Raw genomic sequence first — 22482 nt, forward strand, 5'->3', positions numbered from 1 at the left:
GGTTATCCGGGCCAGCTGAGCAGGCGACTTAGCTGGCGCGTAGCTGCGGTAATTTGCGTGTCGCTGCAGTTGCCATAGCCAATAACCAGCCCCTGCTGCACCCGTTCCTGCAGATAGAAGGTCGAGAGAGCCATGGGTGCGTATCCCGCCTGGAGCAGTTTGCGGGTGATAGCGACGTCATCCCGATGAGGATCGAGTGGCAGCACCAGATGCATACCGCTGTTACCGCCCAGCAGCGGAATCGACTGACCCGCAGCGCGCTGCAGTTCGGTTCGCAGCCATGCCTGTCGCTGACGATAGAGACGACGCATTTTACCGAGATGGCGGCGATAATCACCACTGAGAATAAAATGCGTCAGTGCCTGCTGCTCCAGACGGTTTCCGCCGCGCAGTAGCTGATGAAGCGCTGGTCGCAGTCGACTGACCAGCGGGGCGGGCAGTACCATAAAACCGATGCGCAGCGCAGGGAACAACGTCTTGCTGAAAGAACCAAGATAGATAACCGGGGCATTATCGGTCATGCCCTGCATCGCCATGACAGGCTCGCCGTGGTAATGGAAGTCGCCATCATAATCATCTTCAATAATCCAGGCCTGGTGCTGCTGCGCAGCAGCAATCAGCGCCAGACGCCGGGCCGCGCTCATTACCGCGCCGGTGGGATACTGATGGGTAGGCGTTGTATAAATCAGACGGGGCGGAGTCCGTTCCCAGTGTATCGGCTCGGGGGCAAGACCCTGCTGATCGATGGGGATCGGGACAACGTTAAGCTCCCCGGCCTGCAGAGCGGCTTTGGCACCGCGATAGCCGGGCTCTTCAATCCAGCCATGGTCGCCAGGATTGCTTAACAGGGCGACGCACAACGTTAGCGCCTGCTGCACACCTTCGGTAATCACAATCTGTCCGGCATCACAACGTACACCACGCGTGAGACGCAACTGCTGCGCCAGTACATCACGCAGTTCGGGATCGCCAAATGGATCGCCATAGCCGAGTAGCTGCGGTGGCGTGTGACTCAATATCTGATTCAGCGTCCGGCGCCATGCAGCCAGCGGGAAATGGGTCAGAGCGGGGATACCGGGACGCAGGGGCAATGCGCCGCTGTCCATTTCCCTGCTGTGGTGAAAGAGATCAATTCGTTTTGCCAGCGGCCAGCTGGCTAACGTATCGTCATCCGTCTGTACGGCAGGTAAAGCCAGCGGGCTGATGCGGCTGCCTTGCCGATCGCTCATCAGATAGCCCTCTGCCTGTAGCTGTGTCCAGACGTTAAGCACCGTATTCCGTGAAACCTTTAGCTCAGGTGCCAGCTGACGCGTGGACGGTAACATCGTTCCGGCAGCAAGCTGACCCTGCAAAATGCCCTGTTTTATCCGCCGATAAAGTTGCTGCTGCAGTGTGGTCCCTGCTGCTGGTATCAATGGAGCCAGCAGCAAATCTGGGATCTCTGGCTTCATGACCTGCTCCGTGGATCCATCATTTTTCATGATTGTGGTACTTTTTAACCCACCATGATAGTGGCAATCTGCAGATATCATCTGTAGCCGGGAGGCGATATGTCACAACACCTGAATCAATTCGGTCAGCCGGTCGGTCAGCCTTTACCAGACTGGCAACCCCGTCCTTTGCCCCAGCATCAGGTTTTCACCGGCGAGTCGTGTCGGCTGGAGCCGTTCAGTGCAGCACGGCATGGTGATGCACTGTCTGAGGCCTGGGAGATGGCTGAGGATGGACGCGACTGGACTTACCTGCCAGCCGGTCCCTTTACCGAACGCCAGGCATGGCAGGCGTATGCCGCACAGCTTGAAGTGAGCCGCGATCCGCTGCATTTTGCTGTGATCGATCTCGCCACCGACCAGGCGGTGGGGAGCCTGTCGTTAATGCGCATCCAGCCTGAATATGGCGTGATGGAAGTCGGGCATGTCATGTTTTCGGCCCGGCTGAAGCAGACCCGCATGGCAACGGAGGCGCATTTCCTGCTGATGCGTTACGCATTTGAGACGCTGGGTTATCGTCGTTATGAATGGAAATGCGACAGCTGTAATGCCCCGTCGCGTAAGGCGGCGGCACGGCTGGGCTTCCGGTATGAAGGCGAGTTCCGTCAGGCAATCGTCTACAAAGGGCGTTCGCGTGACACCAGCTGGTTTTCGATGATCGACAGCGAATGGCCGCAGGTGAAAAAGGGCCTGAAGCGCTGGCTGGCGGAGGATAACTTTACCGCCGAGGGTCAGCAGCGCGAAAAGCTGGAGGCGCTTCGCGACAGACCCTGACCGGGCGATAACGGGATCACATTACACAATCTTTCAGGACCGCCGCCAGCAGGGTGGTGGTCATCAGGATAGACAACCGTTTGATCCAGCGCATATCGGTGGTCAGGGTCACAACGTCATTTCTCAGGCTGTCGACAGCCGAAGTTAATCGGAAATTCATTTCACTGAGAGCGACATCCAGCTTATCCACTTTGCCTTCTGACTGATTAAAACGGATGGCCAGTTTGTCTGTTTTTCTTTCAACATGGCCAAGCCGCTCGTCTATCTGATGTACTTTTGTTGTGAGCTGACCAAGCCGCTCATCTATCTGATCAACTTTGGCCGTAAGTTTGCCGAGTCGATCGTCCATCTGGTCGATTTTGGTCGTGAGGTTACCGATCCGATCGTCTGTCTGGTCGGCTTTTGTCTGAAGCTGGCCGATCCGGACGTCAATATGATTGGTTTTGGTCTGAATCTGACCGAGTTGCTTCCCGACCTGTGCGCCTGGCGGCCTCTGCTGCATATCGTTAAACACCTCCACCATCGCCTCCGCTTGCTGATCGTCGATCCCTGCCTGTTGCAGCGCTTTAAAGGCTTTATGGGTACTCATCATTGTGCTTGTCATCACGACACCTCCCTGTGTACTCCAGCGATAACCGCATCATGACAGGCACAAAGCGTATCCCTACTCAGCTGGTTGTATTTTGCGCGCCATGCCGAAAAATATCAATTAGTTCAAAAGGTAACGTGCAGCGAAGTATGGGCTGGTTCGCAACAGAGAGCCGATGACAGTATGAGGTGCCTCTGCGGATTACCGCAGAGGCGGAAGGGGAAAAAACGGCGTTATGGCTGTGGTACGATTTTAATTTCAACCATACCGATGCCCAGTTTGCGCGGATCCTGGCCGGTGATATTGCCGATGTTACTCAGCTGCGGTTCCGGTGGCGCAATCACCAGCTGATGGCTGGCGTTTGGGTTGTCGAAATGCAGAGTATGCGTCGATACCTCTTCGCCCAGCGACAGCAGTTGCTGCTGATCGCCAACCCGAACCGGGATCGCGCGGTGTGCGTTGGGGCCATATGCACGTGCGGTAATGACCAGATCAAACTTAGCCGGGAGCGCATCGACATAATCGATATGCACTTCTGGCGCGAGATTGGCGTTTGACCAGCGCCCCCAGCTCTCTGGCCGTGAGATGCCGCTGAAGCTTTTAACCGTTTCTGGCGCGCCAGGCACGTCGAGCCGGAAGCTGTCAGCGCTATAGCGAATGTTGTTATCTTCAATCCGGATCTGCGCCAGGTTCTGCTGGTAACGTGCCTCGCTGACAACGCCGTCCGGAAACTGCACTTTGCCTTTCCATTGCGGTTTGTCGACATGCGTCACGGTTGGCGTGCCGCCAAGCTGCCCCATCGCCACACAGAGATCGCCGGAGAGGGCCAGCGAAGGCTGCCAGAGTCGTGCCATTTTAAAACAGCGATCCACCCAGAGAAATTTATCGGCTGAGGCGAAATCGGCCAGCTGATAGCGCAGCGGGGCCGAATATTCCCCTTCCGGCATCGGCTCCACATGCTTATCGCTGATGCGGAACAGAATCGGCAGTTTAAAGGTGGTGCCTGAGAAGCTGAACGTATTCTTCGCCTGATCCACCGTGAAGTTGTCTATCTTCTTCGGGAAATTCCAGAGCTGAATAATGTCAGGTTTCCAGCTCGCCACCTTACTCTTCATATCGTCGAACTGGGTGGAAAGTGAAAGAGAAGAAAGGCTGCTGCGGCCCAGGCCAATCGCGTTATCGCCGCCGAGAATATCCAGCAGCGTTGCGCCATTATCCAGTGTGCTGCGCTTCGCTTCCATCAGTTCCGCCTGCGGTTTATCACCCCGGATCACCATGAATAGATTACGACGAGGTTGTTTGACCAGCCACGGATGCGCCGTATTATTCATGGCCAGATGATCGGAGCTCACCACAATCACGGTATTTTTAAACCACGGCGACGCTTTGATGCGCGCAATCAGTCGCGCCACATGTTCCTGCGAGCAGGCGACCGCACTGAAGGACTGATTCGGTTTGCCTGCAATGCTGTAGCTTCTGCGATCGCAACTGCGTGAGATAAACCCGTCCGGGTGATGCGTATCGACGGTCAGCGTAAACAGCGCAAAAGGTTTACCGGCCTGGGAGAGTTCCTGGTATTTTTCAAAGACTTCGTCCAGCACCGTATCGTCGTAATAACCCCAGTTATTGCGGTAAGCAGGATCGGCAACGCGGCTTTTCAGCTCCTGCGAACCATAAAGATTTTCAGGGTCGAAACCGTGCGATTTCAGGAAGACATCTTTACCGGCAAAACGGAGATCGGCACCCTGAATAAACCAGTTCTGGTAGCCGGAGTTTTTCAGGATGTCGCCCAGACAGACGTTTTGCGGATAGAAGCTGGAGAGCGACGCCGACGCATTGCCGTCAAACGGCGCAAACAGCGGAATGCCGCACTGTGAGGCGACCATACCTGCAATGGTGTAGTCGGTGCCGGGTAACTGTTCGGTTTCGCTGAAGTCGATACTCTGCTCTTTCTGCCGGCTCAGCTCAGGCGCCAGGCCGGGAAAGGCGATGGGGTCGAAATAGGTGCGCTCTAAGCTTTCACCATAGATGTAAACCACGTTGAGGCGCGGCTGTTCAATGCGATTACGCGGCACTTTATAAAAGTTGTCGAAGTCAGAATCGGCCATCTGGGTATGCGACACGATGAGCGTCGCAACCTGACGAAAGGCCGGGGTAGTCTGCACTGAGCCGAGTGCGCAGGCGGCCGCCAGCAGCGACCAGCCCATGTGATGCGGACGCTTACGCCGACGCAGAATCCACGACAGCAGGCAGAACAGCAGGAACAGCACAATAATCAGCCCAATCGCGGGCACCACATACTTACTGACACCCGCGCCGGTCAGGCTATTGGTCAGGGTATAGAGCACCGCATCGTTGATGCCGTCTCCGGTAAAATAGTTGCTGGCATACAGGGTGGCGTTCAGCACAACGAAAAGCACCAGCAGGATAAGAACTAGAATAAACCAGAATTTGTTACGCCCGGCTTTACAGGAATAGATTGCAATAGCGGCCAGAAACAGCACGACGGAGACCAATTCGGACAACGGTAAATCCTCTCTCTACAGGGTTGCACGAGGCTTCACGCAACCGGCCACCTTCGGGGGATGGTTTTTCGACAATCTATATTGGCTGTCATCCGGCTGCAACATATCCGGCCCGATTTGTGCGGTGTAGAGCAGATTGGTTAAGAAGAGAGGTTTTCAGGCGTGACGGTGGCTGGCGCACCGTCAGCAGAGCAGAAGTCAGGACGTTTTTCAGAGTTTGCCGGTGAGGTATTGCGCTTCGCCGTCGGCAAAACTCCAGTCACCTTTGTCGTTGGTGATAAAGCTGATCATTAAATCGTTGCCCTGCACGCCACAGTGCTCACGCAGCTCACGCGCCAGCTCCGCCATAAAATGCTGCTTCTGTTCACGGCTGCGTGGGCTGGTATAAACCCGCACCATCACCAGATTATCGCTGCGGCTGAATCCCAGGCCGGTATCCTGAAACACCATCTGATAGCGCTTGTTTTCCTGAACAATCTGATAACGATCGCGTTCAGGCACGTTAAAAGCTGTCAGCACGGCACGGTGCGCTGCATCCAGCAGTGTACGCAGCTCTGATTCTGAACGACCCTGAATAACATCGAATTGCAGTAGTGGCATAGTGAACTCCTCATCGTGATTAATGCACCTATGGTGACTTCTTTATCCGGCGGGAAAAAGCGCGTAGCCTGAAATGATTATTCAATATAACGAACAATCGCAATGAAAGAGATGAAAACGGATACGCTATGGGATCATCTTCACTGGCTGACCGTACTGGCTGAGCAGGGCAGCTTTACCCGCGCGGCAGAGCGGCTGGACGTCAGCAAAGCGGCGATGAGTCAGAAAATCAAAGAGCTGGAGCAGATAGCCGGTGTACTGCTGGTACAGCGCACCACACGCAGCGTGCGGCTGACATCGGCGGGTGAGAAGCTGGTGGAGGAGTTGCGCGAGCCTTTTGCCCGCATCGAACAGAGTTTTTTCAGCGTGCGCGATACCGCCGGGCCAGTGCGTGGTCTGGTGCGTATTACCGCGCCGGTGGCGTTTGCCCGACAGCAACTGGTGCCGATTATTGGTGAGTTTCTGCGTGACTATCCGCAGGTGCGTCTGCAGCTGGATGTGACGGATCGCATTGTGTCGCTGAGCAGTGAGGGATTTGATCTGGCAATCCGGCACAGTGACACGCTGCCGGAAACCCATGTGGCGCTGCCGCTGTGTGATACGCAGACAGTACTGGTGGCCTCACCCGCCTATCTTAACGAACAGGGTATACCGAACACGCCGCAGGATCTGGTGCAGCATAACTGTCTTTACTATCCGCGTGGTGTTGAATCACCGCGCTGGCGGTTTGCTACCGCAGCGGATGGCGAAGAGGTGCAGGTCCGGATTCAGGGCAGTTTTGCCACCAACAACAGTGAGTCGATACGCGATGCCGCTCTGCAGGGACTGGGAATCGCGATGCTGCCCGACTTCAGCGCCCGTGAAGCGCTGGCCGCGGGCTCATTGCAGCAGGTGTTATCTGAGTGGCAGCCGGTTGAAGCCTTTGCCGCCCGCCTGTGGATCGTCCGACCCTGGGCGGCGCAGGTGCCCCGCGCAGTCACCACCTTTACGCACTGGCTACGCGCGCGTTTTGACCGTTGATGGCAATGCCAGCGCAGGTGATGGGGTGTCCATCATCTCGCCAATCAGGCTGCTGCGGTTATACAAACCCAGCCGCAGATTGAAGTCGAGATGCAGTCGCTCGTTGCCGGTTAATTTGATAATCGGTGGTGGCGTCTCTGGCCGCTGCTGAAACATCACCGACTGCGCAAAGGCGGTGCTGCTGTCGGCATGCAGGCGCTGATAGTACCAGGCGCTGGCTTCCCCTTTACGCAGATAAAGATTGGCTCGCCGGTATTCGCGCATCGCGATCTGCTGCGCCAGTGACAGGAGCTGACGTGACGGATTATCTACATTTTGCACAATCAGCGGAAAATCATCCCGCTTTTTAAGCTCATGGAAATAGTTGCGGATACCGACGTTTTTAACCGGTGCCAGCTGTTTCAGCCATTCGCGAATGAAGGCATTTTGCGGCGGCGCGGCAATGAACCAGCTCTCGGTGACCGGCGCAAGCAGGTTCAGCGTTGATTGCTCGCGATAGTAGCCGATGAGATCCATTGGCCGCGTCTTGTGAACGCGGTGTACCCAGGCGAGATTCTCAAACAGCAGGGTGCTGCAGTCGATACCGATACCGCCATAGCGGTGAATCAGCTCAAGCCGGATGATTTCACTTTTATGTGCCAGCGTCAGATCGGAAGAGATAAAGCTGAGTTCGGGCAGCCACTGCGACAGGGTGCGCTGCGTAACCAGATAAACCTGGTGATCAGGATTGTCCCGCCGGATTTTACTGATATTCAGCGCCATTGACGCCGGCAGCTGATCGTTATGCCAGACCATCCAGACAATCTTTGGAATCTCAGGCAGATCTTTCTGCTGAGCGATCAATACGACATTATCTTCCTGTCCTGGATCATATTCCGGTGCCTGACAGAGGCTCTGTTGTTTCTTATTCCATAACATCTGGCTACTGAACGATATTCTTTTCCAGTTACGCCAGATTTTATGCGCTGAACGTTGGCGATGTGAAGTCATGGTACACCTGTTATTTTTATTTTCCCGCGATAGTTCAGGCTCTGGCCGTTACGCCTGAGGCGTGAGCGGACGGCATTGAATAATGGCTCATCCCGATGAATGCGGGAATTAATGAATAGTTTTCCCTGGTGGCGACGCAGTGCGGGAGCGCGCGATAGTTTCCTCACGGCTTTTTAATTGCACTGCACCTTTTTAATAAAACATTATTTACACATTAGCTATGTCTTTTTTTGACTTTAGGATAATACGGAAATCATCCGGTCATCCTATTGGAATAATAATATCGGCATGGTTAATCAGTTATTTAAATGTGTCTGAACACATAACTAAAGAATATCTGAATATTATGCTGAGCTTTTGGGTTTTCTCAGGGCCCGGACATCAGGATCAGTGAATATTGCGCTTAACGTGTAGCGTAAGCCCGGCTTAACAATTCCCGGAATCGTACAGCCTGAAGAGGATTGTCTACGCTTAAGAAGAACTTACTGAGAAAGGAGCGCGCATGCAGAGTGAATCCTATGGTTTACTGGCGGTTGATAAGCAGGGTAATCGCGTCCTGTTTCTTAATCCGGAAACCTTCGCGGTCGAGCGCGAGCTGAACGCTTTTCCACCGCGGCCGCATGAACTCCTGATGCTGGCCCCCTGGGGCAAAGCGTATGTGCCCATCTATGGTGACGGCGTTCATGGCAATAACCCGCATCCGGGTCACAAAGTGGCGATCATTGATTTGCAGCGTCGCGAGATCAGCGGCTTTATCGATCTGTCGCCGTTGCGTGCCCCACACAGTGGGCAACTGGGCCGTGATGGCAAAGTCTATCTCTGCTGTGAGCAGAGCGCCGCTGTAGCCGTGATCGATCCGCAGACCGACAAAGTGGAAAAGATCATCCCGATTCCTTCTCACAACGCGCATCGCCTGACGCTGTCACCCAGCGGCCGCAAACTGTTCACCGATAACGAAGAGGATGCGACCATCACCGTCGTGGATCTCTGTGAAGCAGAGGGACGGGTCATCGATACGATTCTGCTGCCGGGTCCGATTGCGGGCATCGCCGCCTCACCAAAACACCCTTATCTGGTCGCCAGCGCCGCGGATGCGCCGTTACTTTATGTGATCGACCGACAGAGCCACCGTATTCGCCAGCGCATTACGCTGCCAGGTCATCAGCAGCCCTGCCAGGTGGTTCGCTTCAGCGCCGATGGCGAACAGCTGGTGGCGATTGGCGATCAGGAACCACTGGTAACGCTGTTTGACGACCTGCTGAATCCGCTGGGCGATATCAGCGTGGGCAACATGCCGATGGATGGCTGCTTCACGCCAGACAGGCAACAGCTGCTGATTGCTAATCAGGATGATGGCACGCTGAGCGTGATCGATCTGGCGCAGGGTAAAGTGATTGCCACGCCGCGTGTCGGAACAGGCTGTGAGGTGCTGGGCTATTTTCCGATTGGTCAGATAAACGGACGGTGATAGATCGCGGAACTCCAGTGGCGGCTGCTGGCATGTTTTTCTGCCTGCCAGCCGCGTTTACGTAATTCGCGCGCAATCATCTTGTTCATGATGCCGTGGCCCAGCAGCAACACTGTGCCACGCTGTGAGTGTCCTATCAGCTTCTCTGCCGCCGCCGAGGCGCGGCTGCGCGCATGTTGCAGCGACTCCGCTTCACCCGCATAACCGCAGAACCACAACAGCCGCAGTAAGGCCAGCCAGCAGATCGTTGGCAGCTGAAAGGCCCCCGTCCGCAGCAGCGGTACGGCGACTTCGCTGTAGAGCGCATCAATCTCATGAGGCTGCAGGCCAAGCTGGCTCAGAGAGGATTGTGCGCGGGGCAGAGGACTGCAGACAATAATCGCGGCCTGACGGGCGATCTCAATACTGCGCGGTGGCGGCCCGTCACTGACTCCGGACTGATCGTAAGCTTCGCACCAGTCTGCAAGTGTCTGCACGCTCTGACGACCCGCGGCCTGGTGGTCAGGTTTACCGTGTCGCATCAGAATAATAGTCATAACACCTCTGTCAGGCTTTTTTTCAGGGTAACGCATTGTCTGCGCTTGCAGAGATTTTTCAGAATAAAGACGAAGTGTCATCTGCAGGTAATCAGGGTGTGCGACAACAGAACCCGATGAAAGGATTTTAGCCTCGCTTATAACGCTCAATGATTAGAGAAAATGCTAACTTACCGTGCAGAGTGATTTTTTATTGTGCGATATGGTGGAGTTAACTGGCTGAATTTGCGCTGAAAATGTGCGATGACGCAATGTGATAGTGAAGTTTTACTAACAAATTTCGTCGGGGTGCCTTGATTTATCTACGCGCGTAGATACACTAGGTCCCCAGTGATTGCTCACGGTGCGATGCATAGTAGGCTCCATTGATTGTTAAGTTACATTCGCTCAGTTTAAGCGACCGGTGAAAAATACATCGGCGAAACGGGGCGAAGAACAAGATTCCAACACCAGGGAATCCTTTAACCTTTCATCATGGTTAGTCAACTGAACGTCGCCACCGGGGGAATTCCGCTTTCATCAGGGAATCGACCCATGGACGGGCGTTTATCAATCTGCATACTCATTCAGGGATAGGGTTATGACGGCACACAATTCCGTTAAGCAGCAGGCATCACTGTCTTCCACCTCAGCCGCCGACGAGCGGTTTAACACTTCTTCAGGCCGAAAAGATTTCTGGCGCGCCACTTTCTCATGCTGGCTCGGAACGGCAATGGAGTACGCGGATTTCGCACTCTACGGCCTGGCTGCCGGTATCATCTTTGGCGACGTCTTCTTTCCGGAATCGACTCCCGCGATGGCACTGCTCTCCAGCTTTGCGACCTGGTCCGTCGGGTTTATTGCCCGGCCTATCGGCGCGCTTTTTTTCGGCTGGCTCGGCGACCGCAAAGGCCGTAAGGTGGTGATGATCTCCACCATCATTCTGATGGGCGCTTCCACCACCTTTATCGGCTTAATACCGAGCTATGCCGCGATTGGCGTCTGGGCTCCGGCCTGTCTGGTGCTGCTTCGCTTTACCCAGGGTTTCGGCGCGGGCGCAGAGTTATCGGGCGGCACGGTGATGTTGGGTGAGTATTCGCCGACAGAGCGTCGCGGACTGGTTTCTTCCGTGATCGCACTGGGCTCCAACAGCGGCACGCTACTGGCCTCACTGGTCTGGCTGCTGGTGGTGCAGATGGATCAGCAGAGCCTGCTGGAGTGGGGCTGGCGTATTCCCTTTCTCAGCAGTGCCTTGATTGCCCTGGTTGCGCTGTGGATTCGACGTCATCTGCGTGAAACGCCGGTGTTTGAGCGCAGAAAAGCGGAGATCGAAGCGGAACGTGCAGGCGTACTGGCGGCGCCGGTAGTGGATCAGCGACCGTTCTTCCAGCGTACACGTGCCTTCTGGACCATGGTTGGCCTGCGTATCGGGGAAAATGGCCCGTCCTATCTGGCGCAGGGCTTTATCGTCGGTTACGTCGCGAAGGTACTGATGGTGGATAAGTCCGTGCCGACAACGGCCGTGTTCCTTGCCTCACTGCTGGGCTTCCTGATTATTCCTTTTGCAGGCTGGCTCTCCGACCGTTTTGGTCGCCGGGTGGTGTATCGCGTCTTCTGTCTGTTACTGATGATCTACGCCTGGCCTGCCTTTACGCTGCTGGACACGCGTGAACCGATGCTGGTTATCCCGGTTATCGTGGTCGGTATGGCACTGGCGTCACTGGGTATCTTTGGTGTGCAGGCTGCATGGGGCGTGGAAATGTTCGGTGTTCATCATCGCTACACTAAAATGGCGGTGGCCAAAGAGCTTGGCTCGATTTTATCCGGCGGCACGGCACCGCTTATTGCCGCTGCTATGCTCTCTTATACCGGTCACTGGTGGCCGATTGCGGTCTACTTCTCTGCAATGGCCGCCATTGGATTCTTTACCACCTTTGTCGCTCCTGAGACGCGAGGGCGGAATCTCAATCTGCCTGAAGATGCCATCTAGATTTGCCTGAGGGTGCCATCTGCCATGGGAGAGCGATAAACAGCAGGCCGTGTAAAGCGGCCTGTTTTTTTTATGGAGGAACGTGATGTGCCTAAGTCGTTAACGGGAAAAGTGACCCGCAGTGAAGTTGCGAAAGCGGCAGGCACCTCAGTGGCAGTCGTCAGTTATGTCATTAACAACGGGCCTCGTCCGGTCGCTGAGGCGACCCGCCAGCGGGTACTGGAGGCGATTAAAGCGACCGGTTACCGGCCAAATGCGGCAGCACGCGCCCTGGCATCCGGTAATACCAAAACGTTTGGACTGGTGGTGCCCAACATCGGCAATCCCTTCGTGGCGTCAATGGCGCACGTGTTGTTGCAGGAGTCGATGAACCACGGTCACGTCATGCTGCTGGGTGATGCAGGTGACGATCGCAAACGCGAACTGGAGTTGATTCAGGGGCTGCTCAACCGGCAGGTCGATGGACTGTTTTACAACAGCGTCGATCGCCATCCATACATCGACCTGATTAAAGCAAGCGGAACGCCACTGGTGATGCTGGAGCGGGTTGAGCCTCAGCCGGGTGTGAACATGCTGCGGGTCAATGAACGTCAGGCCGCGTGGCAGGTGACGGCACATCTGTTGAGTCACGGTTATCAGCAGGTGGGGATCATCAGCGGCCCGGTCGATATGCTCAACGCGCAGGATCGTATTCAGGGCTGGCGCGATGCCATGCACGATCGTGGCCTGCCGGTTGATGAGTCGCTGATGTTTCCTGCCAGCTACACCCCACAGGGCGGTTACGAGGCGGCACAAACCATGATCGCCCGCGGCTGTGTGCCTCGTGCGTTGTTTACCAGTAATGAAGGTCAGGCGATTGGCGCGCTTCGCGCCTTTTCCGAACATCACATTCGCGTGCCGCAGGATGTGGCACTGGTCTGCTTTAACGGGACCAATCACTCGTCGTTTCATGTCCCGACATTAACCACGGTGCGTCAGCCACTGCGTGAGATGGCACGCTCTGCGATTCAGATGCTGAAAGAGGGGCAGAGCGAAGCGCAATTAAAGGAGTTTCCACACTATCTTGAAATCGGTGAATCCTGCGGCTGTCAGCCGCAAAGTCAGAGTTAATTTATAAAAATATGAAAAGAATCATTATTGATTGCGATCCCGGCAATGGTATCGCGGGTGCCAACACCGATGATGGGCTGGCAATTGCGCTGGCCTTAGCTTCACCAGCCCTGTCGCTGGAATTGATCACCACCGTAGCGGGTAACACGCCATCTGACGTGGGCGCTCGCGTTGCCAAAGATCTGATCGTCCGGCTGGGATTATCTATTCCGGTCGTACAGGGCGCGACGCAGGCGTTACAGGAAGATCCTGCGCCATGGCGCGAGATGCTGGATCATCGGGTCAATCAGCTTGCGCAGGGAAAACTCTGGCAGGATGTGCGTCAGCCAGCCGATGTTGCGGCGGATGCGCTTGATGCGGCTGACGCTATCGGCAAACTGATTTGCGACAATCCGGGCGAGATTACGCTGGTGGCAATTGGCCCGCTGACGAATGTGGCGCTGGCGATGCAGCGTTATCCCGCCATGGCAGAATCGGTGGCGGAAATTGTGATCATGGGCGGCGTCTTCTCGCTGGATGACTACATCAAAGACACCAATTTTGGTCTGGATCCCGAGGCGGCGCATCAGGTGTTGCACAGCGGTGCTACAGTGACACTGGTGCCGATGGATGTCACCACGCAGACGCTGCTGACCCAGCAGGATCTGACCCGCCTCACCGCCGTCGATCATCCGCTGACCGAATTTGTGCGCGACACGCTGCGACCGTGGATCGACTATTCAATGGAAACCCGTCAGCTGGCGGGATGCTGGATCCACGATGCGCTGGTGGTCGCCTGGTTGCTGAATCAGCGAGTCGCCTCAGGCATCGATTACCGGGTTGATATCGAACTGCGTCCCGGTGCGACGCGTGGCAAAAGCTGGCGTTATCGTCAGCCGCTTCGGCTCACTGTCGGTGTGCCTGATCACTGCGGCGCATCGGTGCATGTGCTGCATAGCGTCGATAACACGCTGCTGTTGTCGATCATTGAACAGGCATTTATGCGCCTGACATCCTGAAGTCATGGGCGATGAACTGCGCCCGCTTACTGCGCGTGATCGGCTGCCATGATAAGGCAGTGATTATCAGCGGCTGACAAAATTTGTCAGGTTGTCAGTAGCATTCGGGCGCAGGCAGAAGATGCAGGGTTTATCAACCAATACAAAGCGTTAGATCGCTTCACACACGTCGATCCAGCGGGCGTTAGTCAGTTCAGCCATCTGCTGTGGCGAGATACGGACGGCGCTGTGGATAGCGCCAGCGGCGGGCAGGACTTCATCAAAGCTGCGCAGTGAAACATCACAGTAGACGGTCAGCGGATTCTCCAGACCGAACGGACAAACGCCGCCCACTGGGTGGCCGGTCCAGTTAATCACCTCGTCGACGCTCAGCATCCGCGCTTTCGCGCCCAGCGCTGCTTTCAGCTTGCGATTATCCAGCCGGGCATCACCGCGTGTCACAATCAGCACCACGTCGTTTTTGACTTTCAGTGACAGGGTCTTGGCAATCTCTCCTGGTGTCACGCCATGGGCGCGTGCAGCCATCCCGACCGTTGCAGTGCTTTCTGCCAGTTCAATAATTTCAATTTCAGGGGCGTGTTCGGCAAAGAACTGGCGCACGGACTCCAGACTCATCTTTCTCTCCAGGCTTATCGAAGGCGTAAAAATTGCCACAAGCCTCAGTGCCTGTAAACGAGATAAACGGAGAATTCGCTGTAATTAAGTCTGTTTAGCTGCCGCTCAGTGTGCAGTTGCCGCATTGTTGGACATCAGGGATGCGATAACGCTGGCAACAGCTGCGACGGACCAGTTCGCCGTTACGCGGGATCATGGTGCGGTAAAGGGGGTTTGCGCTGCCATCCAGCAGCCGCTGGTTGAAGAACAGCGCCTGCTCCAGTTGCAGGATCAGCGCCTCATCGATCTGGCTTTTCAGCTCACCCAGGAACCACTGGAATGAGTAGCCCATGTTGTTCCAGATGAGTCGGGCGTTAATATCACCATGCTGCGTAATGCTATCGACCACCGGGATCAGATGCTGCTGAATCAGCCGATCAATGCGCTGCAGGGAATTAAGATAGCGCGCTTCTTCATCTTCCTGCACATCGATCCAGAACGTGGCCGGATGGCCATTCTCATGAAATCCGACGCGAATATGCTCAGGCGAGCAGTCCAGCGCACGTGACTCCTGCAACAACGCCATAATGAGCGGTGGCAGCAGCAGGCCAAAATACCACTGTGCCCAGAGTGACAGCACCGGTTTCGCTTCACGAAGGGCATCAGGATGATCGCGATAGAGATAATCACTATAGCGCTGGATGAGCGGACCAAAGGCCTCTGACGCCGACCAGGCGGCAAGTGTCAGCGTATCGCGCGGAGCAGACTGGTTGAACTTCGTCGATTCAAGCAGATAGCTGCGCTGTTGCTGCAGCCGCTCATGCAGACTTTCCGCCAGCGGGCGGTCATTCTGCCGGAAGATCATCGACTGAGCGCTAAAACGCTGTTCCTGAGCTGAAGCAGTTGCCATGACGACTCGCAGAAAGTGTAGATAAGAAAGCAAATGATAATCGTTATTGATTAACTCTACAAGTCGCGTAAAAAAACGTCGCTGCTGGCGGGAAAAAGGCGGGGATTGAGAGCGGTCATCAGGCCGGACAGGGCAGCACTTCGCTCGCCACCGTTCCGTTCAGTAACGACCGCATTATGCTTACTCAGGCATGTTCGCTGGACGTCTGAGGCTGCTGTCGGGGCAAATCTTCCCAGGCCAGGATGGTATTGCGACCCTGATTTTTAGCCACATATAACGCGCTGTCCGCATTGGCGACCGCCAGATCGAACTCATTATCATAAATGGGCGCGATACCCGCACTGATAGTAACGTGGGTTGAAACGGTCTCATTGAAAAGGTGAGGGATTTCTAAATCCAGCACATACTGGCGGATTCGCTCTGCCAGCTTCATGGCGATGGAACTGTTCACATTGGTCATCAGCACCAGAAACTCTTCGCCGCCGTAGCGGGTGACGACATCACGCGAACGCACTGCATCACGAATCGCGACAGAGACCCGCGCCAGCGCCTGGTCGCCCATCGCATGTCCATAGTTATCGTTGTAGGCCTTGAAGTGATCGATATCCAGCAGCAGCACGTAGTGGCTGCCGGCATGGTTTTCCAGAATATTATCGAGCCGGTTCTTCAGGCCGCGGCGGTTATAGAGTCCGGTCAGCGGATCGAGCATGCTGAGATCGCTGAATGTCTCTTTCTCTTCATAGAGCTGATGCATGAGGCGCAGGGTAAAGCTGTCGGCACGGCGGCGCATCAGATGCTGCAGGGAGAAACCGATCAGGGGCAGGATGATGGTCAGCAGGATCAGCGGCAGATGCTGTCCATTGTCGAGCAATAGTACGGTGAATACCGGCGGCGCGACGTGCAGACAAAAAGCACCCAGATAATCGCTCAGGGCGATGGCACTGATAAATAACACACTGATCAAACTGATAATAAGAAAGCCACCATCAAAATAGAACACCTGATGAAAGCGATAATTAATGTGCAAAGCCCAGAGCATGCCGAGCAGGAGTGCTACAGGATTTAACAGGGGAAGTTTTAGTCTGGGCCATATTAAATAGGTAATTAACATGATCCCGCTAAACGCAGCGACACAAATTACCGGCAGGGTCGCGTCATTTGTCTCATTGCTCATTACGGGCAGCAGATAAAATAGCGAAACGGCGATATTTAAAAAGAGAAAAAGCATCACTGAAAGCCGGTATTTACTCTGTTTCAGTTCTTCATATGATTGTAATTTCATTATAAATACTCGTGACGGCCCTGAAATACCAAAGCGCAAGCCGGCAAAAAAAAGATTCTGCCAGAGAGTGAGCAAATTATTGCTGTTGCTGTTATTAAAAGTGTTATCGGCCGCAATCTAGCATTTTCCAACTGGTCTGTCATCTTCGTTGCCGGACGTGGCAAAAACAGGCTGCAAGGGCGTCAGAACTGCTATATGATAATGGGAATGCTTATCATTTGAGGTTTGCGTCATGGGGATAGCGATTATTGCGGCCTGCGGCCTGTGGGGAGTCAGCTGGGCATTGGGTAAAAAGCTGGATAGCGCGTGGGGCGTATTGCTGCCCTGCATCGCACTGCCGCTGTTCGCCTTGTGGGAACCGAGCTTCAGTCAGTGGCGGATGGTGATGACGGTTGCACTGCTACTGACGGTCGTAATGCTGTTTAGCCCGCGTCTGCGTCACTATCTGCTGCTGCCCTCCTGTCTGGCGTTAGCAGGCGGACTGGCGGCTATCTCTGTGAATTTTCATCTGATTTAATCGGGGCGGAGCGGCTGAAAATTGTCGTACAGCATGAAGCGACCGGATGAGCGAAACCAGGCTGAAAAAATGAGGTGAGCAGGGGATAAAACGATACTGCAAGGGAAGCTGAAGTGCATTGCGGGAAAAACTGAGGATGACAACGTTGGTGCGAAGAGAGGGACTTGAACCCTCACGTCCGTTAAGACACTAACACCTGAAGCTAGCGCGTCTACCAATTCCGCCACCTTCGCATCGAGTTGTCTGTTCATATCACCGCAATGGTGCGAAGAGAGGGACTTGAACCCTCACGTCCGTTAAGACACTAACACCTGAAGCTAGCGCGTCTACCAATTCCGCCACCTTCGCGCAGTGCTCGCGATATGAAACATGTGATTTTGGTGCGAAGAGAGGGACTTGAACCCTCACGTCCGTTAGGACACTAACACCTGAAGCTAGCGCGTCTACCAATTCCGCCACCTTCGCATACCCGTAACATCCTGAGAATGTTACAACCACGGAGGCGCATTCTAGAGATTTTACTCTTTGCGTCAACAACTATTTCGTCGGGCTGAAACGATCGCTGTAAAAAGCAACGTTTTCAGCCCGGCAACGCAGTTAACGCCGGGAAAAGCGCTTAGCGCGTTTTGGCTCCGCGACCGTAAACAGCACGATAAACTTTAAAACGACCGGTCTGCGCGATAACTTCGTGACTGCCGAAGGCTTCATCCAGCGCCTGCGGGTAGGGCAGGAAGGTGTTTGCGACGATACGCAGTTCACCGCCGGTGTTCAGGTGTTTCACTGCGCCACGGATCAGCGCCTGGGCGGCGTCGAGGCTGGTCTGGGTACCTTCATGGAACGGCGGGTTCGAGATAATCATGTCGAAACGCCCCGTGACGTCAGAGAAGACGTTGCTGGCGAAGACTTCGCCCTCAATGCCATTGGCGGCCAGCGTCAATTTACTCGCTTCAATGGCAGCCGCGTGCACGTCGCACAGCCACAAACGTACTTTAGGCGAACGGGCCGGCAGAGAGGCGGCAATCACGCCTGCGCCACAGCCCATATCCAGCACTTTACCTTTGGTATGTGGAGTAAAGGTCGAGAGCAGCAGGGCACTGCCGCTGTCCAGGCCGTCACGGCTGAAGACGCCAGGCAGGGTATGAATCGTCAGACCATCCAGCTGATACTGATGACCAAAGCTGCTGGCATCAAACTCAGGCTGTTTGTCCAGACGACCATGGTAGAGACCACAGCGACGCGCGCTGTCGATTTTCTCCAGTTTCACCCACGACTCCGCCATACCTTCAGCACTGCGCACGCCGCTGCGGTTTTCACCGACCACGAACACGTCACAGCCGACCGGCAGCAGAGAGAGCAGGTTCTGCAGCTGGAACTGCACTTCCGGCTTATTCTTGGTCCAGAAGTAGACCAGCGTATCGCAGCCCTGCACATCTTCTGCCTGCGCAACCATGCCGTAACGCGCCTGCTCGCCCATACGACGGCTGAGGTTTTGCCAGTGATGATATTGCTGGGTGTGAACGCGCGACGAGGCGGTTTCCAGCTGAGCGGGCAGGTCATCCTGCAGATCGCCAGCAAATAAAACATGGCGGGCGGTAAATTCATCACTGTGGCGCAGAATGACTTCGCTGGCCGGGGTTAAAGCAGACATGTAGGGCTCCTGTAAGATCTGAGCGGGGATTATAGTGGTTTGTTGGCGCATGTTCGATGGGTTTGCTAGCATAGCGACGCATTCAGGCAGCAGAACAGGTAACACCATGACGTCCAGGCGCGACTGGCTTTTACAGCAAATGGGAATTACACAGTACCAGCTGCGCCGCCCGCGCGTGCTTCAGGGCGAAATTGCCGTCACGCTGGCACCGGACACGCAGTTAATTATTGTCGCTGACGCACCGCCCGGTCTGCATGAACCGCTGATGCGCGACGTGCTGCATGCTCTCAATCTGCAACCCGAACAGGTCATGACCGTGACGCCGGATCAGTTGCAAATGCTGCCGGAGACGCTGAACTGCGCGGGCTGGCTGCTCGGCGTAGAGAGCGAACAGACTTTCAATGGCGTAGCATTAACCAGCGCCTCTTTCAATGAACTAATCAGCAGCGGCGTCGCCAAACGCGCGCTCTGGCAACAGATGTGTAACCATGACAGCCATCTCTTTACTCACCCATGACGATCTGGCGCAGGCCTACGCCATTGAGTGTCGTAGTCACGCGTTTCCCTGGAGTGAAAAGACGTTTGCCAGCAATCAGGGCGAGCGCTTTATCAATTTACGTCTCGATGTTGACGGCAAAATGGCCGCCTTTGCGATTACGCAGGTGGTACTGGACGAAGCCTCGCTGTTTAACATCGCGGTCGATCCCGCTTTTCAGCGCCGGGGATTGGGCCGCCAGTTGCTGCAGCATCTGATCGATGAACTGATTAAACGCGACGTGCTGACGCTGTGGCTGGAAGTGCGGGCCTCGAACCAGCCCGCCATTGCGCTCTATGAGCAGCTTGGATTCAATCAGGTCAGTCGTCGCCCCAACTATTATCCCACCGCCAGCGGCCGTGAAGATGCCATTCTCATGGCCCTGACGCCGTAGTGGTGTTAAGGAGCTTTAATGATCGATAACTGGGACTGCATCCTGTTTGATGCGGACGATACCCTTTTTCATTTCGACGCCTATGCTGGTTTACAGCGCCTGTTTGCGGGTTATGACGTGCAGTTCACCGACCAGGATTACAGCGATTATCAGGCTGTCAACAAACCGCTGTGGGTCGATTATCAGAACGGCACCATCTCAGCGTTACAGCTGCAGACTCAGCGTTTTAACCACTGGAGCGAAAAGCTCAGCGTGGCGCCAGAGATCCTCAACAGCGGCTTCCTCAGCGCGATGGGCGAGATCTGCACGCCGCTGCCGGGTGCAGTCAGCCTGATGAATCAACTGCATGGCAAGGTAAAGATGGGGATCATTACCAACGGCTTTACCGCGCTGCAGCAGACGCGTCTTGAGCGCACCGGTTTCCGCGATTACTTCCCGGTGCTGGTGATCTCTGAGCAGGTCGGCGTGCCTAAACCGGCGGCAGAGATCTTTGATTATGCGCTGGAACGTATGGGCAATCCGGATCGGCAGCGGGTGCTGATGGTGGGTGATACACCAGAATCAGATATTCTGGGCGGCATGAATGCTGGCGTGAAAACATGCTGGCTCAATCATGGCACCCGGCCGCTGCCAGAACATATCAAACCAACCTGGCAGGTCAAATCGCTGGGTGAGCTGGAAGCGCTGCTGATCGGCTGATGGAAGCTGCCTCGCAAATCCGCAACTTTCCTGTAAAAAAGGCCCGCACAGCGGGCCTTTCTCGTTTTATCTTTACCGCAGCGCAGGCGCGTTACTCTTTCTTCTCGTCGTCCTCATCCCGATCCTCTTTCACCGGAGTGCTGGCGGTAAGCAGAAACGGCGACTGCTGCCAGCGGGTGCGGCGATGGCGCAGCAGGGTACGGGAGAGAATAATGCCGATCGCCAGCGCCAGCAGCATCATCAGACGCAGAATATTGGTGGTGTTATCGACCTGATGTGAGTCGGTGACCAGCACGTGGGTATCCAGCGTTACGCGCAAAAAGCCCAGCGGGCCATCGTTTCCGGCCAGCGGCTGCACAATCTGGTGGTTGAAATAGCTGCCCGCGCGCTTGCCGTCGAGCGCCAGCCGGTCGCGGACATTGATGTTTTCACCGCTGTGCGCCACCAGACTGCCGTCTCCGTCATATACGGATGCATCCAGAATACGGCTGTTCGCCGTCATCTGATTAAGGATGGCTTCGATCTGATTCCGGTTATTTTCACTGTTGTCCATCAACGGCTTAAGGCTGAACGCCACCTGGCTGGTCAGCGTATGCGCCAACTCCTCGACCTGCTCAGAACGCGCCGTCTGATGGCCGAGACTAAACCAGGAGGCGCCCTGCATCAGCACGACCAGCAGCGCCATCGAGATAAGAACAATCACGGTACGATGTAAGCGAAATTTCAGTGCGGTTTTAGCCATTAATCATCCGGGTCATATCACAACCGAAAGCCTGGAGATTATGTTGCCAGAAGCGACGCAGACAAGGTAGCCTCTTGCGTGGTTTTGTTGTCCCTACAGGAGCTCTGATGCCAAATCGTTTAACCTGGTGCGATCTTCCCGCCGATGTCTCCCTCTGGCCGGGTTTGCCCCTTTCTCTTAGCGGTGATGAAGTGATGCCGCTGGATTATCGTGCTGGCCGTACCGGCTGGCTGCTGTATGGCCGCGGTCTGGATAAGCAGCGGCTGACCGATTACCAGCACCAGCTGGGTGCGGCGATGGTGATCGTCAGCGCCTGGAACGTCGATGAGTATCAGGTGATTCGCCTGGCGGGATCGCTGACGCCGTTTGCCAGCAAGCTGGCGCACGACGCCGGGCTGGACGTGGCACCGCTGGGAAAAATCCCGCATCTCAAAACGCCAGGCCTGCTGGTGATGGATATGGACTCCACCGCGATTCAGATCGAGTGCATCGATGAGATTGCAAAACTGGCGGGCTGCGGCGAGCAGGTGGCGGAAGTCACGGAACGCGCGATGCGCGGCGAACTCGACTTCACCGCCAGCCTGCGTCAGCGCGTGGCCACGCTGCAGGGGGCGGACGCCAATATTCTGAAACAGGTGCGTGATGCCCTGCCGCTGATGCCAGGCTTAACCACCCTGACGCAGAAGCTGCAGGCGCTGGGCTGGCAGATTGCCATCGCGTCTGGCGGCTTTACCTACTACGCCGAATACCTGCGCGACAAGCTGCATCTGTCGGCGGTGGTCGCGAATGAACTTGAAATTCGCGACGGCAAACTGACCGGCAACGTGCTGGGACCGATTGTCGACGCACAATACAAAGCCGATACCCTGAAGAAGCTGGCGCAGCGTTTTGACATCGCGCCGGAACAGACGGTGGCGATCGGCGATGGGGCCAATGACCTGCTGATGATCAAAGCCTCAGCGCTGGGCATTGCGTTCCATGCTAAACCTAAGGTGAATGAGCAGACTGCGGTCACCATTCGCCATGCCGATTTAATGGGGGTGTTCTGCATCCTCACCGGCAGCCTGATCCACGAAGAGCGTTAACAGAGGT

22 protein-coding genes and 3 tRNA genes are annotated in these 22482 nt (G+C 55.4%); 11 read left to right on the forward strand and 14 right to left on the reverse strand.

Features of this window, described 5'->3' with window-relative positions:
- Positions 1-2: 2 nt before the first annotated feature.
- Positions 3-1451: a PLP-dependent aminotransferase family protein gene (locus NIM72_RS14820; RefSeq protein WP_253420986.1), complete on the reverse strand. Its 1449-nt coding sequence runs from the start codon at positions 1449-1451 to the stop codon at positions 3-5.
- A gap of 99 nt (positions 1452-1550) precedes the next feature.
- Between NIM72_RS14820 and NIM72_RS14825 the strand changes: the two genes are divergently transcribed.
- Positions 1551-2264: a GNAT family N-acetyltransferase gene (locus tag NIM72_RS14825; RefSeq protein ID WP_253420988.1), complete on the forward strand. Its 714-nt coding sequence runs from the start codon at positions 1551-1553 to the stop codon at positions 2262-2264.
- 16 nt (positions 2265-2280) lie between these two features.
- Here NIM72_RS14825 and NIM72_RS14830 read toward each other — a convergent pair whose 3' ends face one another.
- The 3 genes from NIM72_RS14830 to NIM72_RS14840 form a co-directional block, all read right to left on the reverse strand.
- Entirely contained in the window at positions 2281-2868 is a 588-nt protein-coding gene (locus NIM72_RS14830; RefSeq protein ID WP_253420990.1) for a hypothetical protein, read from the reverse strand.
- A 218-nt stretch (positions 2869-3086) separates the two neighbouring features.
- A complete protein-coding gene (gene opgB, locus NIM72_RS14835; RefSeq protein ID WP_161735957.1) occupies positions 3087-5378 on the reverse strand; it encodes a phosphatidylglycerol--membrane-oligosaccharide glycerophosphotransferase in 2292 nt (763 codons plus the stop codon).
- Positions 5379-5588: 210 nt separating this feature from the next.
- Complete coding sequence (locus NIM72_RS14840; RefSeq protein WP_098051578.1) at positions 5589-5978, reverse strand: tautomerase family protein; 390 nt, start codon at positions 5976-5978, stop codon at positions 5589-5591.
- Positions 5979-6080: 102 nt separating this feature from the next.
- Here NIM72_RS14840 and NIM72_RS14845 point away from each other — a divergent pair, with 102 nt between their 5' ends.
- Complete coding sequence (locus NIM72_RS14845) at positions 6081-6998, forward strand: LysR family transcriptional regulator (RefSeq protein WP_222924610.1); 918 nt, start codon at positions 6081-6083, stop codon at positions 6996-6998.
- Here NIM72_RS14845 and NIM72_RS14850 read toward each other — a convergent pair.
- On the reverse strand, positions 6975-7988 hold the full coding sequence (locus NIM72_RS14850; RefSeq protein ID WP_253420993.1) for a glycosyltransferase family 32 protein: 1014 nt from the start codon (positions 7986-7988) through the stop codon (positions 6975-6977). The genes NIM72_RS14845 and NIM72_RS14850 overlap by 24 nt on opposite strands.
- A 502-nt stretch (positions 7989-8490) precedes the next feature.
- Between NIM72_RS14850 and NIM72_RS14855 the strand changes: the two genes are divergently transcribed.
- Positions 8491-9456: a WD40 repeat domain-containing protein gene (locus tag NIM72_RS14855; RefSeq protein ID WP_253420996.1), complete on the forward strand. Its 966-nt coding sequence runs from the start codon at positions 8491-8493 to the stop codon at positions 9454-9456.
- Here the strand turns inward: NIM72_RS14855 and NIM72_RS14860 are convergent.
- Positions 9438-9992, reverse strand: coding sequence for a histidine phosphatase family protein (locus tag NIM72_RS14860; RefSeq protein WP_161735962.1), 555 nt, complete (start codon positions 9990-9992; stop codon positions 9438-9440). The genes NIM72_RS14855 and NIM72_RS14860 overlap by 19 nt on opposite strands.
- 580 nt (positions 9993-10572) lie before the next feature.
- Here NIM72_RS14860 and NIM72_RS14865 point away from each other — a divergent pair.
- From NIM72_RS14865 to NIM72_RS14875, 3 genes are all read left to right on the forward strand, one after another.
- The gene (locus NIM72_RS14865) at positions 10573-11961 is read left to right on the forward strand and encodes an MFS transporter (RefSeq protein WP_253420999.1); all 1389 of its coding nucleotides are present in this window, start codon (positions 10573-10575) and stop codon (positions 11959-11961) included.
- An 87-nt stretch (positions 11962-12048) separates the two neighbouring features.
- Positions 12049-13071 (forward strand): LacI family DNA-binding transcriptional regulator, encoded by a 1023-nt coding sequence (locus tag NIM72_RS14870; RefSeq protein ID WP_222924606.1) that lies wholly within the window; start codon positions 12049-12051, stop codon positions 13069-13071.
- An 11-nt stretch (positions 13072-13082) separates the two neighbouring features.
- Entirely contained in the window at positions 13083-14069 is a 987-nt protein-coding gene (locus tag NIM72_RS14875) for a nucleoside hydrolase (protein ID WP_161735965.1), read from the forward strand.
- A 150-nt stretch (positions 14070-14219) separates the two neighbouring features.
- On the opposite strand, the gene NIM72_RS14880 is transcribed toward NIM72_RS14875, so the two are convergent.
- The 3 genes from NIM72_RS14880 to NIM72_RS14890 form a co-directional block, all read right to left on the reverse strand.
- The gene (locus tag NIM72_RS14880; RefSeq protein WP_098051571.1) at positions 14220-14684 is read right to left on the reverse strand and encodes a YbaK/EbsC family protein; all 465 of its coding nucleotides are present in this window, start codon (positions 14682-14684) and stop codon (positions 14220-14222) included.
- 94 nt (positions 14685-14778) lie between these two features.
- On the reverse strand, positions 14779-15573 hold the full coding sequence (fhuF, locus tag NIM72_RS14885) for a siderophore-iron reductase FhuF (protein ID WP_253421002.1): 795 nt from the start codon (positions 15571-15573) through the stop codon (positions 14779-14781).
- A gap of 184 nt (positions 15574-15757) precedes the next feature.
- Complete coding sequence (locus NIM72_RS14890) at positions 15758-16855, reverse strand: diguanylate cyclase (RefSeq protein ID WP_161735967.1); 1098 nt, start codon at positions 16853-16855, stop codon at positions 15758-15760.
- A 232-nt stretch (positions 16856-17087) separates the two neighbouring features.
- Here NIM72_RS14890 and NIM72_RS14895 point away from each other — a divergent pair, with 232 nt between their 5' ends.
- Positions 17088-17372, forward strand: a complete 285-nt coding sequence (locus NIM72_RS14895) for a DUF1435 domain-containing protein (RefSeq protein WP_161735968.1) — start codon at positions 17088-17090, stop codon at positions 17370-17372.
- Between the two features lie 146 nt (positions 17373-17518).
- On the opposite strand, the gene NIM72_RS14900 is transcribed toward NIM72_RS14895, so the two are convergent.
- The 4 genes from NIM72_RS14900 to rsmC form a co-directional block, all read right to left on the reverse strand.
- Positions 17519-17605, reverse strand: a tRNA-Leu gene (locus NIM72_RS14900).
- A 28-nt stretch (positions 17606-17633) separates the two neighbouring features.
- Positions 17634-17720, reverse strand: a tRNA-Leu gene (locus NIM72_RS14905).
- Between the two features lie 30 nt (positions 17721-17750).
- Positions 17751-17837 (reverse strand) — tRNA-Leu (locus NIM72_RS14910).
- Positions 17838-17988: 151 nt separating this feature from the next.
- A complete protein-coding gene (rsmC, locus tag NIM72_RS14915; RefSeq protein ID WP_253421005.1) occupies positions 17989-19020 on the reverse strand; it encodes a 16S rRNA (guanine(1207)-N(2))-methyltransferase RsmC in 1032 nt (343 codons plus the stop codon).
- Between the two features lie 106 nt (positions 19021-19126).
- Here rsmC and NIM72_RS14920 point away from each other — a divergent pair, with 106 nt between their 5' ends.
- Genes NIM72_RS14920 through yjjG form a run of 3 tightly spaced genes read left to right on the forward strand, consistent with a single transcriptional unit; the run spans position 19127 to position 20648 of the window.
- Entirely contained in the window at positions 19127-19537 is a 411-nt protein-coding gene (locus tag NIM72_RS14920) for a DNA polymerase III subunit psi (protein ID WP_161735969.1), read from the forward strand.
- On the forward strand, positions 19509-19949 hold the full coding sequence (rimI, locus tag NIM72_RS14925; protein WP_253421009.1) for a ribosomal protein S18-alanine N-acetyltransferase: 441 nt from the start codon (positions 19509-19511) through the stop codon (positions 19947-19949). Before NIM72_RS14920 ends, rimI begins: the two co-directional genes overlap by 29 nt.
- 18 nt (positions 19950-19967) lie before the next feature.
- Complete coding sequence (gene yjjG, locus NIM72_RS14930) at positions 19968-20648, forward strand: pyrimidine 5'-nucleotidase (protein WP_253421013.1); 681 nt, start codon at positions 19968-19970, stop codon at positions 20646-20648.
- A gap of 91 nt (positions 20649-20739) precedes the next feature.
- On the opposite strand, the gene NIM72_RS14935 is transcribed toward yjjG, so the two are convergent.
- Positions 20740-21390 carry a YtjB family periplasmic protein gene (locus NIM72_RS14935; protein WP_095706238.1) on the reverse strand — a complete coding sequence of 217 codons (651 nt, stop codon included), beginning with the start codon at positions 21388-21390 and terminating at the stop codon, positions 20740-20742.
- Positions 21391-21497: 107 nt separating this feature from the next.
- Between NIM72_RS14935 and serB the strand changes: the two genes are divergently transcribed.
- Positions 21498-22475 carry a phosphoserine phosphatase gene (gene serB, locus NIM72_RS14940; protein WP_161735972.1) on the forward strand — a complete coding sequence of 326 codons (978 nt, stop codon included), beginning with the start codon at positions 21498-21500 and terminating at the stop codon, positions 22473-22475.
- Positions 22476-22482: the final 7 nt, after the last annotated feature.

Source organism: Pantoea sp. B550 (assembly GCF_024158165.1).
Lineage (GTDB): Bacteria > Pseudomonadota > Gammaproteobacteria > Enterobacterales > Enterobacteriaceae > Pantoea > Pantoea alfalfae.

Bases quoted from the DNA above. Each gene is read 5' to 3' on its own strand.
- NIM72_RS14820 (WP_253420986.1), bottom strand. From the start codon at position 1,451: ATGAAGCCAGAGATCCCAGATTTGCTGCTGGCTCCATTGATACCAGCA.
- NIM72_RS14825 (WP_253420988.1), top strand. From the start codon at position 1,551: ATGTCACAACACCTGAATCAATTCGGTCAGCCGGTCGGTCAGCCTTTA.
- NIM72_RS14830 (WP_253420990.1), bottom strand. From the start codon at position 2,868: ATGACAAGCACAATGATGAGTACCCATAAAGCCTTTAAAGCGCTGCAA.
- NIM72_RS14840 (WP_098051578.1), bottom strand. From the start codon at position 5,978: ATGCCACTACTGCAATTCGATGTTATTCAGGGTCGTTCAGAATCAGAG.
- NIM72_RS14845 (WP_222924610.1), top strand. From the start codon at position 6,081: ATGAAAGAGATGAAAACGGATACGCTATGGGATCATCTTCACTGGCTG.
- NIM72_RS14850 (WP_253420993.1), bottom strand. From the start codon at position 7,988: ATGACTTCACATCGCCAACGTTCAGCGCATAAAATCTGGCGTAACTGG.
- NIM72_RS14855 (WP_253420996.1), top strand. From the start codon at position 8,491: ATGCAGAGTGAATCCTATGGTTTACTGGCGGTTGATAAGCAGGGTAAT.
- NIM72_RS14860 (WP_161735962.1), bottom strand. From the start codon at position 9,992: ATGACTATTATTCTGATGCGACACGGTAAACCTGACCACCAGGCCGCG.
- NIM72_RS14865 (WP_253420999.1), top strand. From the start codon at position 10,573: ATGACGGCACACAATTCCGTTAAGCAGCAGGCATCACTGTCTTCCACC.
- NIM72_RS14875 (WP_161735965.1), top strand. From the start codon at position 13,083: ATGAAAAGAATCATTATTGATTGCGATCCCGGCAATGGTATCGCGGGT.
- NIM72_RS14880 (WP_098051571.1), bottom strand. From the start codon at position 14,684: ATGAGTCTGGAGTCCGTGCGCCAGTTCTTTGCCGAACACGCCCCTGAA.
- fhuF (WP_253421002.1), bottom strand. From the start codon at position 15,573: ATGGCAACTGCTTCAGCTCAGGAACAGCGTTTTAGCGCTCAGTCGATG.
- NIM72_RS14890 (WP_161735967.1), bottom strand. From the start codon at position 16,855: ATGAAATTACAATCATATGAAGAACTGAAACAGAGTAAATACCGGCTT.
- NIM72_RS14895 (WP_161735968.1), top strand. From the start codon at position 17,088: ATGGGGATAGCGATTATTGCGGCCTGCGGCCTGTGGGGAGTCAGCTGG.
- rsmC (WP_253421005.1), bottom strand. From the start codon at position 19,020: ATGTCTGCTTTAACCCCGGCCAGCGAAGTCATTCTGCGCCACAGTGAT.
- NIM72_RS14920 (WP_161735969.1), top strand. From the start codon at position 19,127: ATGACGTCCAGGCGCGACTGGCTTTTACAGCAAATGGGAATTACACAG.
- rimI (WP_253421009.1), top strand. From the start codon at position 19,509: ATGACAGCCATCTCTTTACTCACCCATGACGATCTGGCGCAGGCCTAC.
- yjjG (WP_253421013.1), top strand. From the start codon at position 19,968: ATGATCGATAACTGGGACTGCATCCTGTTTGATGCGGACGATACCCTT.
- NIM72_RS14935 (WP_095706238.1), bottom strand. From the start codon at position 21,390: ATGGCTAAAACCGCACTGAAATTTCGCTTACATCGTACCGTGATTGTT.
- serB (WP_161735972.1), top strand. From the start codon at position 21,498: ATGCCAAATCGTTTAACCTGGTGCGATCTTCCCGCCGATGTCTCCCTC.